The organism is Paenacidovorax caeni (assembly GCF_001298675.1).
Classification (GTDB): domain Bacteria; phylum Pseudomonadota; class Gammaproteobacteria; order Burkholderiales; family Burkholderiaceae_C; genus Paenacidovorax; species Paenacidovorax caeni.
The window spans coordinates 1-14,508 of the sequence record NZ_CYIG01000036.1; the positions used below are offsets into that span (position 1 = coordinate 1).

The window sequence follows — 14,508 nt, forward strand, 5'->3', positions numbered from 1 at the left end:
GGCGACCTGCTGCTGGCTATGGTGCAGGACGCGCGTTCGGGCGGCAAGGACCCGCAGCCCGGCAAGGCCACGGAGCCCGGGCAGGACGAGGCGCACCCCATCTGGTCACTGCTGAGCAGCCACCCCGATACCGCCGAGCGCGCGCGGGCACTGCGTGCCGGGCAGGCGCCCGGTTGCTCCTGAAAAAAGAGCTGCTAGCGCTTGCCCAGTAAGGGCTGGAGGCTTTTTTGAATGAAAAGTGTGAAGCGCGCCGATAAGCCGGATTCTGTGCATGCGGTTGCCCGCACGTGACCGCCATTACTCTGGGCCGGGTGTCGCCACCACGGCTCGGTGCCACCTACCCGCCAGCTCCGCGGAACCACGTCAACGCTGGCCTACTTGGTGTTGCTGCGCGTAGAGATTGCCCGTTTCACCCCCAGTGGTCTACCTTGCGGCACTCCCCTGGGACTCGTCTCTGTTGCTCTGATCCTCACCTCACGGTGGGCAGCCGTTAGCTGCTACGCTGTCCTGTGCAGTCCGGACATTCCTCCAGTGCCTGGTTTCCCAGATCGCACCAGCGGCGGTCTGGCGTGCTTCACGGGCGCGATTATCACCGCCCGCTGCGCCACCGCGCCATGCGAAGATGCTAATTTTTGCCTCCCTGCGAACATGAAGCACTCCCGACGCAAGGCAGCCCACCGCATCGCCGCCGTCACACTGTTGATGGCAGGCTGCGCCAGCCCTGTGGCGTGGCTGGTGTCACGCGAAAACGCGGAGCAGCAGGTCGTGGCGTTTGCCCAAGAGGAGTCGCGGCGGGTCATCGCGGGGCAAGAGTCGCTGCGCCTGGACGGCCCGAACGCCGCCGCCAAGGCAGAGCAGGCGGCCCAACTGCTGACAGGCGGGCTGTTCGAGATTGCGGAAATCTACAGCGCCGCCGGCGACAAGTTGGCCGAATCGGTCACCGCTGCCGGGGAGCCGCTGGAAGCCCAATTGCCACCGCATGGCAAACCGAGCTACACCCGGGCCTCGTATGAGAGCCTGCGGCTCCCAAGCGATCAATGGGTTCTGCGCGTGTTCGTGCCGCTGCGCGAACTGGCCGATGGGCCCATCACCGGCTATTTTGAAGGCGTCCGGTTGATTCCAGCCTGGCAACACGCGCAGATCCTGTCGGACGCCTTCATCGTGGCGCTGATGGTCTGTCTGGCGTCGCTGGTCTGCGGAGCGGCCATTTATCCCGTGGTGGTGCGCCTGGCAGAGGAGAACGAGCGCAAGGCCCGGCTGGTGCTGGAGTCTCACATCGCGATGATGGAAGCCTTGGGCCGCGCGATTGCCAAGCGCGACTCCGACACGGGCGCGCACAACTACCGGGTGGCATGGCTTTCGGCCAAGACGGGGGAAGCCCTGGGACTGCAGGGCGCACCGATGCAATCCCTGATTGCCGGCAGCTTCCTGCACGATGCCGGCAAGATCGGCATCCCTGACGCGATCCTGCTCAAGCCAGGGCGGCTCGACGACGCCGAAATGCAGATCATGCGCACGCATGTGGAACAGGGCGAGCAGATCGTGAGCGGCGCTGGCTGGCTCGACGGCGCGCGGGACGTGGTGGCAGGCCACCATGAAAAGTGGGATGGCTCCGGCTATCCCCTGGGCCTGCGGGGCGAACAGATTCCGCTGGCCGCTCGGATCTTTGCCGTGGCCGATGTATTTGATGCCCTCAGCTCGCGCCGCCCCTACAAGGAGCCCTTCCCGCCCGAACAAGTCATGCGCATCCTGCAAGAAGGCCGTGGTCAGCACTTCGACCCGCAGGTGATCGATGTCTTTACGGACCTGGCACCGGCCCTGCGTGCGCAACTGGAGGGCCTGGACGAAGAGGGCGTGAAAGGCCTGATGAGCGACATGGTGCACCGCCACTTCGATACGCTGCAATGAAGCGGGCCTTGCGCCCATATGCATATAACGCCGGTGGTGCATGAACCATCGCAAAATTGACGGCCTACCCACCTTCACGACAAAGGCGATTCCCCATGAAAGCTGACAACATTCTGCAAACGATTGGCAACACCCCGCATGTGCGCATCAACCGCCTGTTTGGCGCGGGCGCCAATGTGTGGGTGAAGTCCGAGCGCGGCAACCCGGGCGGCTCGATCAAGGACCGCATTGCGCTGGCGATGGTGGAGGACGCCGAGAAGTCCGGTGCGCTGCGGCCCGGCGGCACCATCATCGAGCCGACCAGCGGCAACACCGGCGTGGGCCTGGCCCTCGTGGCCGCCGTGAAGGGCTACAAGCTCATCCTGGTGATGCCCGAGAGCATGAGCATCGAGCGCCGCCGCCTGATGCTGGCCTACGGCGCTTCGTTCGACCTGACGCCGAAGGAAAAAGGCATGAAGGGGGCCATCGCCCGCGCCGAGGAGCTGGCCGCGCAGACGCCTGGCGCCTGGATTCCGCAGCAGTTCGAGAACCCGGCCAACGTCGCGGTGCACGAGCGCACCACGGCACAGGAAATCCTGGCGGATTTTCCCGAGGGCCTGGATGTGCTTATCACCGGCGTGGGCACGGGCGGCCACCTGAGTGGCGTGGCCAAGGTGCTCAAGGCGAAGTTTCCGCAGCTCAAGGTGTTTGCCGTCGAACCGGCGGCCTCGCCCGTGATCTCGGGCGGTCAGCCTGCACCGCACCCGATCCAGGGCATTGGCGCGGGCTTCGTGCCCAAGAACCTGGACACCAGCCTGCTCGACGGCGTGATCCAGGTCGATGCCGAGCCCGCACGCGAGTACGCGCGCCGCGCGGCACGCGAAGAAGGGCTGCTGGTGGGCATTTCCTCGGGCGCCACACTGGCCGCCATCGCCCAGAAGCTGCCCGAGCTGCCGGCGGGCGCCAAGGTGCTGGGCTTTGCCTACGACACGGGCGAGCGCTATCTCTCGGTAGAAGGCTTCTTGCCCGCTTGAGTGTACGGACGGTAGGATCGTGCGCACGCATGCCCCGCGCTGTCCACTATCTCACCCCGTACCATGAGCAAGAACCCCCTTCGTTTTGCGCTGGTCAGCGCGCTGGCTGCCCTGGTGGCTGGCTGTGGCGGCTCCGATGCCCCTCAGCCCGTCGATCCACTGGCGCGCTACAAAAACCAGACGGTGCAATGGAACGACTGCAGCGCCTATCTGGAGCAAGACCCGGAGGGCTATGCCCGGAAGTTGGGCCCCCGCCTGCAGTGCGCGCAGGTGCAGGTGCCCCAGGACTACCAGAACCCGGACGCTGCCGCGGTCATGGTGTCGATCATGCGGGTGCGCGCGGCGCAGGCGCCGGACAAGAAGCCCCATTTGTTCTTCAACCCGGGCGGCCCTGGGGGCGACGGCCAATTCCTGGCGCTGTATTTCTCGCAAGTTTTCGCGCTGGGCAGCGCGCAGACGGCCGTGGGCAGGAAGTACCTGGAAATGGACGCGTCGTACAACTTCGTCGGATTTTCTCCGCGCGGAGTCGGTGACAGCACCAACCTGCTGTGCGCTGGCAACCAGCGCGTGTCCCCCGCGCTGGAGAGCCAGTGGGGCGTAGCGCCCGACAATGTCCGCAAGCTCACCGACCATGCGCTTTTCACGGCCACCAACTGCCAGAAGAACCCCGTGGCGGCGCATATCCACACCGATGCGACGGCGCGCGACATGGATTTGATGCGCCATCTGCTGGGCGACGAAAAACTGCACTACTACGGTATGTCGTATGGCACCTGGCTCGGGTTTTGGTATGCCGGCCTGTTTCCCGAGCGCGCCGGGCCCATGGTGCTGGACAGCAACATGAACTTCAGCCGCTCCATCCATGAGGCTTCAGCGGGCAGCAAGCAGGGGCAAGCCCTGACGTTCAACGAGTTCATCGCCCCGTATGCGGCGCGGCATGACGACTTGCTCGGCCTGGGTTCTACGGCCGCCCTGGTGAAGGCCAACCTCCAGTCCGTGGGGCGCGACGTGGCCGAGGCGCTGATCGCCCTGAATGCCACCGATCGGGCAGAGGCGAATCTGCTGACGGACTATCTCGCCACGCTCAAGGCGGCGGTGGAGACGCAGAGATTGCTCGACCACAACAGGACGCTGGAGGAGATTTCAGACATCCTGCAAAAAGACATCCATATTCCCAACGAGCCGCTGGCTGCGGCGTTCAAGCGCGCGGCCCAGCGCATGGTGGCTACGCTGCAGGCCAAGGCGACTCCAGGGTATTACGAAGCGTCCCAGCCTTTCTACCTGAGCAACATGGATTCCGTTTTTGAAACCGTGTTGTGCAACGACGAGCCCTTGCTGGACAAGAACCAGGACCATTGGGTCCAGAAGGGTTTTGCCCTGGCGCAGGCGCTGCCCATCGTTTCCAACGCCGTTGCCCGCCAACCCTGCCTTCACTGGAAGGAAAGAAAGGCCTACACCAAGCCGGGCATGGCGGCCCTGCAATCGGCTTCCGTGTTGATGCTGCAGTCCCAATATGACGTGCCCACGCCTTCCGCCGGAGCGATGGAGACCTTTGCACAGCTTCCTGCCGCCCGCATGGTGTACGTGGAGAACGAAGGCGGGCACGGGTTGGTGTTTTACGGCACGGAATGCGTGGATCTGACGGTCTATGAGCACCTGCTCGGCCAGTCCCCCGCCGCGCGTCAAACCACCTGCCAGGGCAAGCCCCTGGCGCTGGATGAGAAGCCCGCCAAGGCACAGGGTGCCGGCCAGGTGTCGCATTTCAGCGATCCGGAACGGGCCGAGCGCCTGTACCAGCGCCTGCGCCAGGGGCTGGATGCCTCGGCGCGCAGTGGGCGGTGGTTCTGACCCGCCCGGTGGCTATGCCAACCAGCAGCCGCTGAGCAGTTCGGTGGGGCGCTGGCGCGCGCGCACCTGCGCGCTGGCTTCCCAGGCGTCGCGCTGCACGTTCAGCCCGGCGTAGATGCCGTAGCCCGCACCGGCGCGGATCAGGCCCTCGGCCACCAGGCTTTCGCCCGCCTTGATGGCACCCTGTGCCGCGATGTCGTGCGCTGCGCGGATGCCCCAGCCCGCCTCGATATGGCCCGTGGCAGTGATCGAACCCCCGGCCAGGATGCCGTGCCCGGCGCGCAGGTTGCCCGCGCAGTCGATCTGTCCGCCCACGCGCAGGCCCTTGCCGCAGGCCGTGTCGGCCTGCACCAGCAGGTCTTGGCCCACCAGGGCGTGGCCCGCAAGGGTCAGTGGGCCATGGCATAGCAGGTCCCAGGCGGCGCGCGCATCGCCGCCGCCTTCGAAGGCGCCCTGCACCTCGATACCCCAGGCGCAGCGCACGTTGCCCCCCACCTTTAGCGCCCCGCCGCAGGCCAGGGCGCCTTCCACGCGCAGGTCCTCGCCCACGCCCAGGTTGCCGTCGGTGCGCAGCCCGGCACCCGCGCGCAGGGCGCGGCCCACGCGCAGCCGGTCCGCCGCGATGGCGCCGCGCACCACCAGCGTGCCGGCAAACACCAGGGCCTCGGCGTCGAGTGTGTCGAGCGTCAGCACCTCGTTGGTGGGGCCGAACTGGTCGAGCAGCCAGCAGGCGTCATCGACGCGCCCGGCCGCCACCAGGGTGTCCAGCGCCTGCTGGTAGCCGGCGCCGTCCTGTACGTTGCGCGAAAACCAGCGGAAACCGTCCGCACAAGGGCTTTTGGCCCGCAAGAAACGCTTGGTGAATTCCATTGCCTGCACCTTTCCATGCCAGGCCGCTGCCGGGCAGGCAGGCGGCCACCATCGCGCCGGGTGTGGGGCCCGGCGATGCATGAAACTGCGCGAATCAGAGGGAGGGAGATCGCCGGGCGGAGGAATGTGCAACCGGCTTGTGCAGCCAGCGCACCGCGCAGCGGCCCAGAGGGCGGTGCGCGGCCAAGGTGGCGTGGATGAAGGCGGGACGTTGCATGGCGGGTTCAAGAATGTGGCACCGATGGTAGCCGCCTGCCGTATCCGCACTCAAGCGGGGGGCCATGTGCCTGACCTGCTGCCGCGGGGTGCAGCGCCGGCGCCATGGCTTTATCATCACGCTCCCTTTTTGCCGACCGCCCGATCGACACGGGCCCGCACGCCATGATCCGCCTCTCCGAAATCAAGTTGCCGCTGGCTGCGGCGCAATCGCCCGACGCCGCGTTGCACGCTGCCGCGGCACAGACCCTGGGCATTGCGCCCGAGGCCATCGCGCAGGTCCACGTGTTCAAGCGCAGCTTCGACGCGCGCAAGGCCGAACTGCTGGCGGTGTACATCCTCGATATCACCCTGGCAGACGCCACCCAGGAAGCGGCTCTGCTGGCGCGGCATGCCGGGAACGTTCACATCCAGCCCACGCCCGACATGGCCTGGCGGCCGGTGGGCCAGGCGCCGGCCACGCTGGCGCAGCGCCCGGTGGTGGTGGGCTTTGGCCCGTGCGGCATTTTTGCCGCGCTGGTGTTGGCGCAAATGGGTTTCAAGCCGATCGTGCTGGAACGCGGCAAGCCCGTGCGCGAGCGCACCAAGGACACCTGGGGCCTGTGGCGCAAGCGCCAGCTCCACCCGGAGAGCAACGTGCAGTTCGGCGAAGGCGGGGCGGGCACGTTCTCCGACGGCAAGCTCTACAGCCAGATCAAGGACCCGCGCCATCTGGGCCGCAAGGTGATGCACGAGTTCGTCAAAGCCGGTGCGCCCGAAGAAATTTTGTACGTCGCCCACCCGCACATCGGCACCTTCAAGCTGGTGAAGGTGGTGGAGAACCTGCGCGCCCAGATCATTGCGCTGGGCGGGGAAATCCGCTTCGAGCAGCGCGTGACGGACGTGATCGTTGAGAGCGACGCCCAGGGCCAGCGCCACCTGCGCGGCCTGAAGGTGCTGAACCAGGCCACGGGCGAGACCACCGAGCTGCGGGCCGACCATGTGGTGATGGCCCTGGGCCATAGCTCGCGCGACACGTTTGCCATGCTGTACGAGCGCGGCGTGGCGATGGAGGCCAAGCCGTTTTCCATCGGCTTTCGCATCGAGCACCCGCAAAGCGTCATCGACCGCGCCCGCTGGGGCCGCCACGCGGGCCACCCGCTGCTGGGCGCGGCCGACTACAAGCTGGTGCACCACGCGCAAAACGGTCGCGCGGTGTACAGCTTCTGCATGTGCCCCGGTGGCACGGTGGTGGCGGCCACCAGCGAGCCGGGCCGCGTGGTGACCAACGGCATGAGCCAGTATTCGCGCAACGAACGCAATGCCAACGCGGGCATCGTGGTGGGCATTGACCCGCGCGACTACCCGCACGATCCCGCTGCGTTCGAGGCCCACCTGGGCCAGACCTACGGCGTGGATGCCTTGCCTGCCGGGCAGTTCCACCCGCTGTCGGGCAGCGTGTTGCAGCGCCAGCTCGAATCCAATGCCTTTGTGCTGGGCGGGCGCGACTACAGCGCGCCGGGCCAGCTGGTGGGCGAATTCATCGCGGGCAAGCCCTCCACCCAACTGGGCGGCGTGGAGCCTTCATACAAGCCCGGCGTGGCCTTGGGCGACCTGCATGCGGCCCTGCCCGGCTACGCCATCGAGGCCATGCGTGAGGCCCTGCCCGTCTTTGGCCGCAAGATCAAGGGCTTTGACATGCCCGATGCGGTGCTGACGGGCGTGGAAACACGCACCTCGTCGCCGCTGAAGATCGGCCGGGGCGAGAACCTGCAGAGCCTGAACACCGCCGGCCTGTACCCGGCGGGCGAGGGCGCCGGCTACGCGGGTGGCATTCTCTCTGCCGGTGTGGATGGCATCAAGGTCGGCGAGGCCGTGGCGCGCAGCTTGTTAAATTCAGGCGAAAACGGCCTCTAGCCCTTGCCAGGCAAGCGCTGAAAGCTATCAAATAAAGAGCGTTTAACGCCAGTCGCCCCGGCTGCCCGGCAGCGTGGGCCGATAGCCCGGCTGCGGCTGTGGCCTCGGAGGTGGCGGCCCGGCATCGCCAGGGCCATGCTCTGGCCCATGCCCGCCCTGCGGGGGCCTGTGCCAGCCCGGGCCGGGGGCAGGGCCGGGGCGGCCGGGTCTGTCTCCCCAGTGCGGTGGGGGAGCGGGCGGGCGGTAGCCCGGCCTGCTGTGCCAGGTGCTGCCGCCGCCGATCCAGACCGACACCGGAGGCGGGGCCACGGCCGGGTAGACCGGCTGCACGCCATAGCTGTAACCGTAGGGGGCATAGGTGCCATAGGTGCCGTACGTGGTGTAGGGCTGTGCCACGATGGCCCCGTCGCCCGGATAGACCGGAACCACGGGCCCCACGGCGCAGCCCGCCAGCAGCAGGGCGCTGCCCAGCAGTCCGGCGCCCAGCCAGCGGCGGCCGAGACGGGGGGGCACAGAGGCGATAGCGGTCATGGAGCACTCCTTGTAGGGCGTTGGCCTGCTTGTTCAACGCGCTACGGCCAGGGCTGTTGACGGTGCAGCGTAAAGCTGGCGTAAAACGGGGGGATGCCTCTGGGGAAAGAAAAAAAGCCGCCAGGGGCGCAGGGCCCGCTGGCGGCGTGTACTCGGGGAACTGTGAACAGAGGCGCTGATAGGCGCCGTGTCAGCCCTGTTGCTGCGCGTGTTGCAGCGCCGCGATGCGCTGTTCGATCGGTGGGTGGGTGGAGAACAGCTGGCCAATGCCACCGGCGATGCCCATGGCGGCCATGCTCTTGGGCAGCTCGCCTGCGTGCACCCCGCCCAGGCGAGCCAGGGCGTTGATCATGGGCTGGCGGCGCCCCATGAGCTGGGCGGCACCGGCGTCGGCGCGGAACTCGCGCTGGCGCGAGAACCAGGCCACGATGATGGCCGCCAGGAAGCCCAGCACGATGTCGAGCACGATGGTGGTGACCATGTAGCCGATGCCAGGGCCCGAGCTGTTCTCGTCGTTCTTGCGCAGGAAGCTGTCGACGGCGTAGCCGATGACGCGCGACAGGAACACCACGAAGGTGTTCATCACGCCCTGGATCAGCGTCATGGTGACCATGTCGCCGTTGGCGATGTGCGCGACCTCATGGCCGATCACGGCCTCGACCTCCTCGCGCGTCATGTTCTCCAGCAGGCCGGTGGAGACGGCGACCAGCGCCGAGTTCTTGAAGGCGCCGGTGGCGAAGGCGTTGGGCTCGCCCTGGAAGATGCCGACCTCGGGCATGCCGATGCCGGCCTTCTGGGCGAAGCCGCGCACGGTCTCGACGATCCAGCGCTCGTCGGGCGAGCCCGAGCCGTCGATGATTTGCACGCCCGCGCTCCACTTGGCCATGGGCTTGCTGATGAGCAGCGAGATGATGGCGCCGCCAAAGCCCATCACCAGGGCAAAGCCGAGCAACGCGCCCAGGTTCAGGCCGTTGGCTGTGAGATAGCGGTTCACGCCCAGCAGGTTGGCGACGATACCCAGCACCACGACCACGGCGAGGTTGGTGAGTATGAAAAGAGCAATACGTTTCATCGAAGGGACTCCACAAGGGAATGCAAAAGAGCCGCCGCCTGGGCAGCGGGCACCGGATGGATCAAATGGGGGCGAGAGCGCCGCGCTTCAAGCGTCGCGGCGGGCAGCGGGGACGGGGCCTGTTGTGTGGTTCTTGGGGTTCGGCCGGGCGCTGCGGAAAACGAGAGAGTCATCATAGAAGGAAAAGTTCTCGTTCTCCGGCCACCAGCCGGGTATACCCAGTACCGGCAGGGGGGTGAAGGGCTTGGCCGCGAGGTGCGCGGCGTCCAGGTCGGCGGCCAGCCAGGTGTCCAGGTTTGCTACCGAATCAGGAGCTGCTTGCGCTTGGTATACATGGGCTGTAAGCGGTTTTCGTGGGTGGACCAATTGCTCCAGCAGGGCGTGGCCGAACACCACCAGCCGCGCCTCGTGCCACAGCGGACGCAGCTCCACGAACAGCCGGCGCCATTGGCGCGTGCGCAGCGCTTGCCACAGCGCCTCGGGCGCCAGCAGCATGGCCCCGTTTTCATCGAGCAGCGTGGCCGCATCGCGCAGCGGCCCGCGCGTGGCGCCTACGCCCTGCGCCGCGATGGCCTGGGCGTGCAGCGCGTTCAGACGTTGCTTGGCCTGCGGAAAGCGCAGCCACACGAGGGCGTTGAAAAAGTCGTGCAGGTTGTCGCGTGTGGGCACCTGGCCGGTGGCGTGGATGAACTGCTCGTAGGCCATGCCGGGTGGCAGGGCGCTTTGCGGCACAAAGCGCACAGGCAGCGCGCCGGGCGCGGCGTGCGCGTTGAGCACGTCGGCAAGGGGTTCGCCCGCCGCGGCGCGCTGGGCGGCCGGGTGGCCCAGCCCGGCGAACGGCGCGAGCCAGGGGGCGCGCCAGTCGATGGCGTCCAGGCTCATGCGGGCGGCTGCGCCGGGGGGCGCGGCGCACGCTTGTCGCGCACGGCGACGCGTGAGGTGCCTTCGTCGCGGAACTCGAAGGCCTGCGTGGCCGCGAGCAGCTTGGACAGGGAGCTGTAGCCGTAGTTGCGTGGGTCGAAGGAGACCTTGTTGCCGATTTGCGTGCCCACGGCGCCCACATGCGCCCAGCCGGCTTCGTCCTGGCAGGCCTGCACGGCGTAGCGCAGCAGGCTCAGCAGGCGCGTGTCCTGGCGCAACTGCGCCGTGGGCACGCGCAGCCGCGGTGGGCTGGTGGGTGCGCCGGACACGGCCGCGTTTTCGGCGAGCTGCTCGGGTGTCCGGGGCGGGGCGGCTTTGGGTTCCACATCGACCTCGTCCTCGCTGACCAGCGTCTCCAGGTAGAGAAAGCGCGAGCAGGCGTTCACGAAGGGCTTGGGCGTTTGCGCCGCGCCGAAGCCGTACACGGCGGCGCCCTTGGAGCGCAGGTGCATGACGAGTGGCGTGAAGTCGGCATCGGACGAGACGATGCCGAACGCGTCGGGCCGGTCGCTGTAGAGCAGTTCCATCGCGTCCACCGTCATTGCCATGTCGGTGGCGTTCTTGCGCTTGGAATAGTCGAACTGCTGCATGGGGCGGATGCCGAACTCCAGCAGCCGGTCCTGCCAGCCGCCCAGGCCGGATTTGGTCCAGTTGCCGTAGGCGCGGCGCACGTTGATCTCGCCCAGCGTGGAAAGCTCGGTGAGGATTTCGTCGATCTTGTCGGCGGGCGCGTTGTCGGCGTCGATCAGCAGGGCGATGCGCAACTGGCGTTCGGGCGCGGCCATGCGGGCTCCTTCGCGGCTCAGGCGACGAGGCGCCAGGGCAGTGCTTCGCCCGCGCGCAGGGGCTTGAGCTCGGCCTCGCCGAAGGCGAAGTGGTCCGGCGGCGTCCAGCTTTCGCGGCGCAGGGTGATGGTGCCCTGGTTGCGCGGCAGGCCGTAGAAGGCCGGGCCGTGGAAGCTGGCAAAGCCTTCCAGCTTGTCCAGCGCGCCCGCGTTGTCGAACGCCTCGGCGTACATCTCGATGGCTGCATGGGCCGTGTAGCAGCCGGCACAGCCGCTGGCGTGCTCCTTCAGGTGTGCCGGGTGGGGGGCGCTGTCGGTGCCGAGGAAGAACTTGTCGCTGCCGCTGGTGGCTGCTGCCACCAGCGCCTGGCGGTGCACCTCGCGCTTGAGCACGGGCAGGCAGTAGTAGTGCGGCCGGATGCCGCCGGTGAAGATGGCGTTGCGGTTGTACAGCAGGTGGTGCGCCGTGATGGTGGCGGCGGTGCAGGGGCCGGCCTCGGCCACGTACTGCGCGGCTTCGCGCGTGGTGATGTGCTCGAAGACGATCTTGAGTTCCGGGAAGTCACGGCGCAGCGGGATGAGTTGCTGCTCGATGAACACCGCCTCGCGGTCGAACAGGTCGATGTCGCTGCTGGTGACTTCGCCATGCACCAGCAGCAGCATGCCGGCCTGCTGCATGGCTTCCAGCGTCTTGTGGATTTTGCGCAGGTCGGTCACGCCTGCATCGCTGTTGGTGGTGGCGCCGGCAGGGTAGAGCTTGCAGGCCACCACGCCGGCTTCCTTGGCGCGCGCGATCTCGTCGGGCGGCAGGTTGTCGGTGAGGTACAGCGTCATCAAGGGCTCGAACGCGATGCCCGTGGGCACGGCGGCGAGGATGCGCTGCTTGTAATCGAGCGCCTGCGCCGCCGTGGTCACGGGCGGGCGAAGGTTCGGCATGATGATGGCGCGGCCGAACTGTGCGGCGGTGTGCGGCACCACGGTGGCCAGGGGCGCACCGTCGCGCACGTGCAGGTGCCAGTCGTCGGGGCGGGTGATCGTGAGGGTGTCGATGGTGGCTGTCATGGGGGCACATTGTCCCATTGGCCACGGTAGGTCAATTTTTGATAGCGGCTAGCGCTTGCTATGTAAGGATTTCAGGTGCTTTTGTTGCTGAAATCCTTTTGGGGCAAGCGCTACCAGCTATCAAAGAGGGAGCGCTTCAGAACGGCGTGACGCTGTTGAAGAAGCGCCCCAGCCAGCCCATGGCCTGGGCCTCGGCCTGCTCGCCCAGGCCACGCGAGACCACGCGCACGTTGGCCACGTACTGCGAGTCGATCACATTGCCGGGAGCGATACGGCGCGGGTCGATGGTGCCGGAAAAGCGCAACACGTCCACGCTGCGGTTCACGCCGACCTGCTTCTCGCCCGCGATGACCAGGTGGCCGTTGGGCAGCACCTCGCTGACGATGGCGGTGATGTTGCTATTGAAGGTGTTGGTGCTTTGCGTTTTGCCGCCGCCCTCGAAGGCGTTGGAGTATTCCGCGCCGATGGCGGTCTTGTCGGCCAGGTTGCCGCCGAAGAAGGGCAGGGCGGTGATGCTGCCGCTGACCTTGGGGTTGCGGCTGACGTTGGAGGTCGAGTTCTGCGTGGCCGAGGTCTGCTCGCTGATGCGGATGGTGACCACGTCGCCCACCAGGCGCGCGCGCGGGTCTTCGAGCGCGGGGCGGTAGCGCGCGGCGTGGAACAGGCTGCCCGTGGGCGGGGCCGCCGTGTGCTGCTGCGGCATGGCGGACAGCGGTGGCGGTGCGGTGGGCAACACGTCCACGGGCGGCGGCGGGTTCATGCTGGCGCAGCCGGTGGCGAGGGCCACCACGGCGCAGGGCAGGGCAAGGCGCAAGGCGATGGTCATGGCGAACCTCACAGCTGGGAGAGCTTGGCCAGCATCTGGTCGCTGGTCGAAATGGCCTTGGAGTTCATCTCGTAGGCGCGCTGGGTCTGGATCATGCTGACCAGCTCTTCCACCACGTTGACGTTCGATGCCTCCAGGAAGCCCTGCTTGATGTAGCCCAGGCCGTTGGTGCCCGGTGTACCCTGCTGCGGTTGGCCGGAGGCAGCCGACTCTTTGTACATGTTCTGCCCCACGGGCTCCAGCCCGGCGGGGTTGATGAAGGTGGACATGGCCAGGTTGCCCACCTGCTGCGGCTGCGCGTTGCCAGGGATGGTGGCGGACACCACGCCGTCCGCACTGATGCTGACTTTGGTGGCGTTGGCCGGAATGGTGATGCCGTTGGCCACCGGCAGGCCGCTGGAGGTGACCAGGCGCCCCTGCGCATCGACCTGGAACGAGCCGTCGCGCGTGTAGCCGATGGTGCCGTCGGGCAGGTTGACTTCGAAGAAGCCGTTGCCGTTGATGGCCACGTCCAGGCTGTTGTTCGACTGCTGCAGGCTGCCTTGGGTGAAGGTGCGGCTGGTGGCCACCGTGCGCACGCCCAGGCCCAGGTGCAGGCCGGTGGGCAGCTGGTTTTGCTCGGTGGTCTGCGAGCCGACCTGGCGCAGGTTTTGGTAAATCAGGTCTTCGAACACGGCGTTGTTGCGCTTGAAGCCGTTGGTCGAGACGTTGGCGAGGTTGTGCGAGATCACGTCCAGCTGGGTTTGCTGGGCGGTCATGCCGGTCTTGGCGATCCACAGGGAATTGATCATGGGGTTCTCCTACGGCCGCGTTAGCCGTTGATGCTGAGCAGCTGGGCGGCGCTCTTGTCGCTGGTTTCGGCGGTCTGCAGCAGGCGCATTTGCTGCTCGAACTGGCGCGCGGCGGCGATCATGCCGACCATGGACTCGACGGCGTTGACGTTCGAGCCCTCCAGCGCGCCGGACAGCAGCGTGGCGTTCGGGTCCTGCGCCAGCGGGTTGCCCGAGGCGGCGCGGAACAGTCCGTCGTCGCCGCGCTGCAGCGGGTCGTCCACGCCGGGCGTGGCCAGCTTGATGCGGCCCACGGGCGCCGGGGGCTGCCCCGGCGTCTGGGCGGTGATGGTGCCATCGGCGCCGAGCGTGATCTCGGCGCCCGGCGGCACGTCGATGGGCGCGCCGCCGTCAGACAACACGGGCAGCCCGGTGCTGGTCACCAGCTGGCCCGCCTGTGTCACCTGGAACGAGCCGGCGCGCGTATAGGCCTCGGTGCCATCCAGACCCTGCACGGCGAACCATGCGTTGCCCGTGGCCATGGCATCCAGGTTGCGGCCGGTGCGCTGCACGGGGCCAGGGGTCTGCACATGGCCCGACGTGGCCTCGAGCGCGAACACCCGCGTGGTGGCGCCGTCGCCTTGCATGGGCACGGAGCGGAAGGTCGACATCTCGGCGCGGAAGCCGTTGGTCGAGACGTTGGCCAGGTTGTTGGACAGCACCGCCTGCCGGTGTGCGGCGGCGCTGGCGCCGGTCATGGAGGTGTAGATGATGCGGTCCATGGCGTGGCC

13 protein-coding genes, 1 other RNA gene and 1 pseudogene are annotated in these 14,508 nt (G+C 67.4%); 5 read left to right on the plus strand and 10 right to left on the minus strand.

Annotation, left to right across the window (positions count from 1 at the left end):
• Positions 1-183 (plus strand): annotated as a pseudogene (locus tag BN2503_RS20550) (peptidase M48); the annotation flags it as partial.
• 55 nt (positions 184-238) lie between these two features.
• On the opposite strand, the gene rnpB reads toward BN2503_RS20550, so the two are convergent.
• An RNA gene (gene rnpB, locus BN2503_RS14360) (RNase P RNA component class A) lies at positions 239-576 on the minus strand.
• Positions 577-648: 72 nt separating this feature from the next.
• Between rnpB and BN2503_RS14175 the strand changes: the two genes are divergently transcribed.
• The 3 genes from BN2503_RS14175 to BN2503_RS14185 all read left to right on the plus strand — a co-directional run bounded on the left by BN2503_RS14175 (position 649) and on the right by BN2503_RS14185 (position 4,769).
• Positions 649-1,908: an HD-GYP domain-containing protein gene (locus BN2503_RS14175; RefSeq protein WP_054257311.1), complete on the plus strand. Its 1,260-nt coding sequence runs from the start codon at positions 649-651 to the stop codon at positions 1,906-1,908.
• A 95-nt stretch (positions 1,909-2,003) separates the two neighbouring features.
• On the plus strand, positions 2,004-2,921 hold the full coding sequence (cysK, locus tag BN2503_RS14180) for a cysteine synthase A (protein ID WP_054257312.1): 918 nt from the start codon (positions 2,004-2,006) through the stop codon (positions 2,919-2,921).
• A gap of 63 nt (positions 2,922-2,984) precedes the next feature.
• Positions 2,985-4,769: an alpha/beta fold hydrolase gene (locus BN2503_RS14185; RefSeq protein WP_054257313.1), complete on the plus strand. Its 1,785-nt coding sequence runs from the start codon at positions 2,985-2,987 to the stop codon at positions 4,767-4,769.
• Between the two features lie 12 nt (positions 4,770-4,781).
• Here the strand turns inward: BN2503_RS14185 and BN2503_RS14190 are convergent, their stop codons facing one another.
• Positions 4,782-5,639, minus strand: a complete 858-nt coding sequence (locus tag BN2503_RS14190; RefSeq protein ID WP_054257314.1) for a hypothetical protein — start codon at positions 5,637-5,639, stop codon at positions 4,782-4,784.
• A gap of 381 nt (positions 5,640-6,020) precedes the next feature.
• Here BN2503_RS14190 and BN2503_RS14195 point away from each other — a divergent pair, with 381 nt between their 5' ends.
• Entirely contained in the window at positions 6,021-7,751 is a 1,731-nt protein-coding gene (locus tag BN2503_RS14195) for an NAD(P)/FAD-dependent oxidoreductase (RefSeq protein WP_054257315.1), read from the plus strand.
• Positions 7,752-7,793: 42 nt separating this feature from the next.
• Here BN2503_RS14195 and BN2503_RS14200 read toward each other — a convergent pair whose 3' ends face one another.
• The 8 genes from BN2503_RS14200 to flgF form a co-directional block, all read right to left on the minus strand.
• Positions 7,794-8,282, minus strand: a complete 489-nt coding sequence (locus BN2503_RS14200; protein WP_054257316.1) for a hypothetical protein — start codon at positions 8,280-8,282, stop codon at positions 7,794-7,796.
• 190 nt (positions 8,283-8,472) lie between these two features.
• Complete coding sequence (gene htpX, locus BN2503_RS14205; RefSeq protein ID WP_054257317.1) at positions 8,473-9,354, minus strand: protease HtpX; 882 nt, start codon at positions 9,352-9,354, stop codon at positions 8,473-8,475.
• A gap of 87 nt (positions 9,355-9,441) precedes the next feature.
• The gene (locus BN2503_RS14210) at positions 9,442-10,236 is read right to left on the minus strand and encodes a DUF3025 domain-containing protein (RefSeq protein WP_054257318.1); all 795 of its coding nucleotides are present in this window, start codon (positions 10,234-10,236) and stop codon (positions 9,442-9,444) included.
• Positions 10,233-11,060: an NYN domain-containing protein gene (locus BN2503_RS14215; protein WP_054257319.1), complete on the minus strand. Its 828-nt coding sequence runs from the start codon at positions 11,058-11,060 to the stop codon at positions 10,233-10,235. The genes BN2503_RS14210 and BN2503_RS14215 overlap by 4 nt, the downstream gene beginning before the upstream one ends.
• A gap of 17 nt (positions 11,061-11,077) precedes the next feature.
• Complete coding sequence (pyrC, locus tag BN2503_RS14220) at positions 11,078-12,121, minus strand: dihydroorotase (RefSeq protein WP_054257320.1); 1,044 nt, start codon at positions 12,119-12,121, stop codon at positions 11,078-11,080.
• A gap of 136 nt (positions 12,122-12,257) precedes the next feature.
• Complete coding sequence (locus BN2503_RS14225) at positions 12,258-12,947, minus strand: flagellar basal body L-ring protein FlgH (RefSeq protein WP_054257321.1); 690 nt, start codon at positions 12,945-12,947, stop codon at positions 12,258-12,260.
• Positions 12,948-12,955: 8 nt separating this feature from the next.
• Positions 12,956-13,738: a flagellar basal-body rod protein FlgG gene (gene flgG / locus BN2503_RS14230; RefSeq protein WP_054257322.1), complete on the minus strand. Its 783-nt coding sequence runs from the start codon at positions 13,736-13,738 to the stop codon at positions 12,956-12,958.
• Between the two features lie 20 nt (positions 13,739-13,758).
• Positions 13,759-14,499: a flagellar basal-body rod protein FlgF gene (gene flgF, locus BN2503_RS14235; protein ID WP_054257323.1), complete on the minus strand. Its 741-nt coding sequence runs from the start codon at positions 14,497-14,499 to the stop codon at positions 13,759-13,761.
• Positions 14,500-14,508: the final 9 nt, after the last annotated feature.

Excerpts from the sequence above, each read along its gene's own strand:
- BN2503_RS14175 (WP_054257311.1), top strand. The coding sequence starts at position 649 with ATGAAGCACTCCCGACGCAAGGCAGCCCACCGCATCGCCGCCGTCACA.
- cysK (WP_054257312.1), top strand. The coding sequence starts at position 2,004 with ATGAAAGCTGACAACATTCTGCAAACGATTGGCAACACCCCGCATGTG.
- BN2503_RS14185 (WP_054257313.1), top strand. The coding sequence starts at position 2,985 with ATGAGCAAGAACCCCCTTCGTTTTGCGCTGGTCAGCGCGCTGGCTGCC.
- BN2503_RS14190 (WP_054257314.1), bottom strand. The coding sequence starts at position 5,639 with ATGGAATTCACCAAGCGTTTCTTGCGGGCCAAAAGCCCTTGTGCGGAC.
- BN2503_RS14195 (WP_054257315.1), top strand. The coding sequence starts at position 6,021 with ATGATCCGCCTCTCCGAAATCAAGTTGCCGCTGGCTGCGGCGCAATCG.
- BN2503_RS14200 (WP_054257316.1), bottom strand. The coding sequence starts at position 8,282 with ATGACCGCTATCGCCTCTGTGCCCCCCCGTCTCGGCCGCCGCTGGCTG.
- htpX (WP_054257317.1), bottom strand. The coding sequence starts at position 9,354 with ATGAAACGTATTGCTCTTTTCATACTCACCAACCTCGCCGTGGTCGTG.
- BN2503_RS14210 (WP_054257318.1), bottom strand. The coding sequence starts at position 10,236 with ATGAGCCTGGACGCCATCGACTGGCGCGCCCCCTGGCTCGCGCCGTTC.
- BN2503_RS14215 (WP_054257319.1), bottom strand. The coding sequence starts at position 11,060 with ATGGCCGCGCCCGAACGCCAGTTGCGCATCGCCCTGCTGATCGACGCC.
- pyrC (WP_054257320.1), bottom strand. The coding sequence starts at position 12,121 with ATGACAGCCACCATCGACACCCTCACGATCACCCGCCCCGACGACTGG.
- BN2503_RS14225 (WP_054257321.1), bottom strand. The coding sequence starts at position 12,947 with ATGACCATCGCCTTGCGCCTTGCCCTGCCCTGCGCCGTGGTGGCCCTC.
- flgG (WP_054257322.1), bottom strand. The coding sequence starts at position 13,738 with ATGATCAATTCCCTGTGGATCGCCAAGACCGGCATGACCGCCCAGCAA.
- flgF (WP_054257323.1), bottom strand. The coding sequence starts at position 14,499 with ATGGACCGCATCATCTACACCTCCATGACCGGCGCCAGCGCCGCCGCA.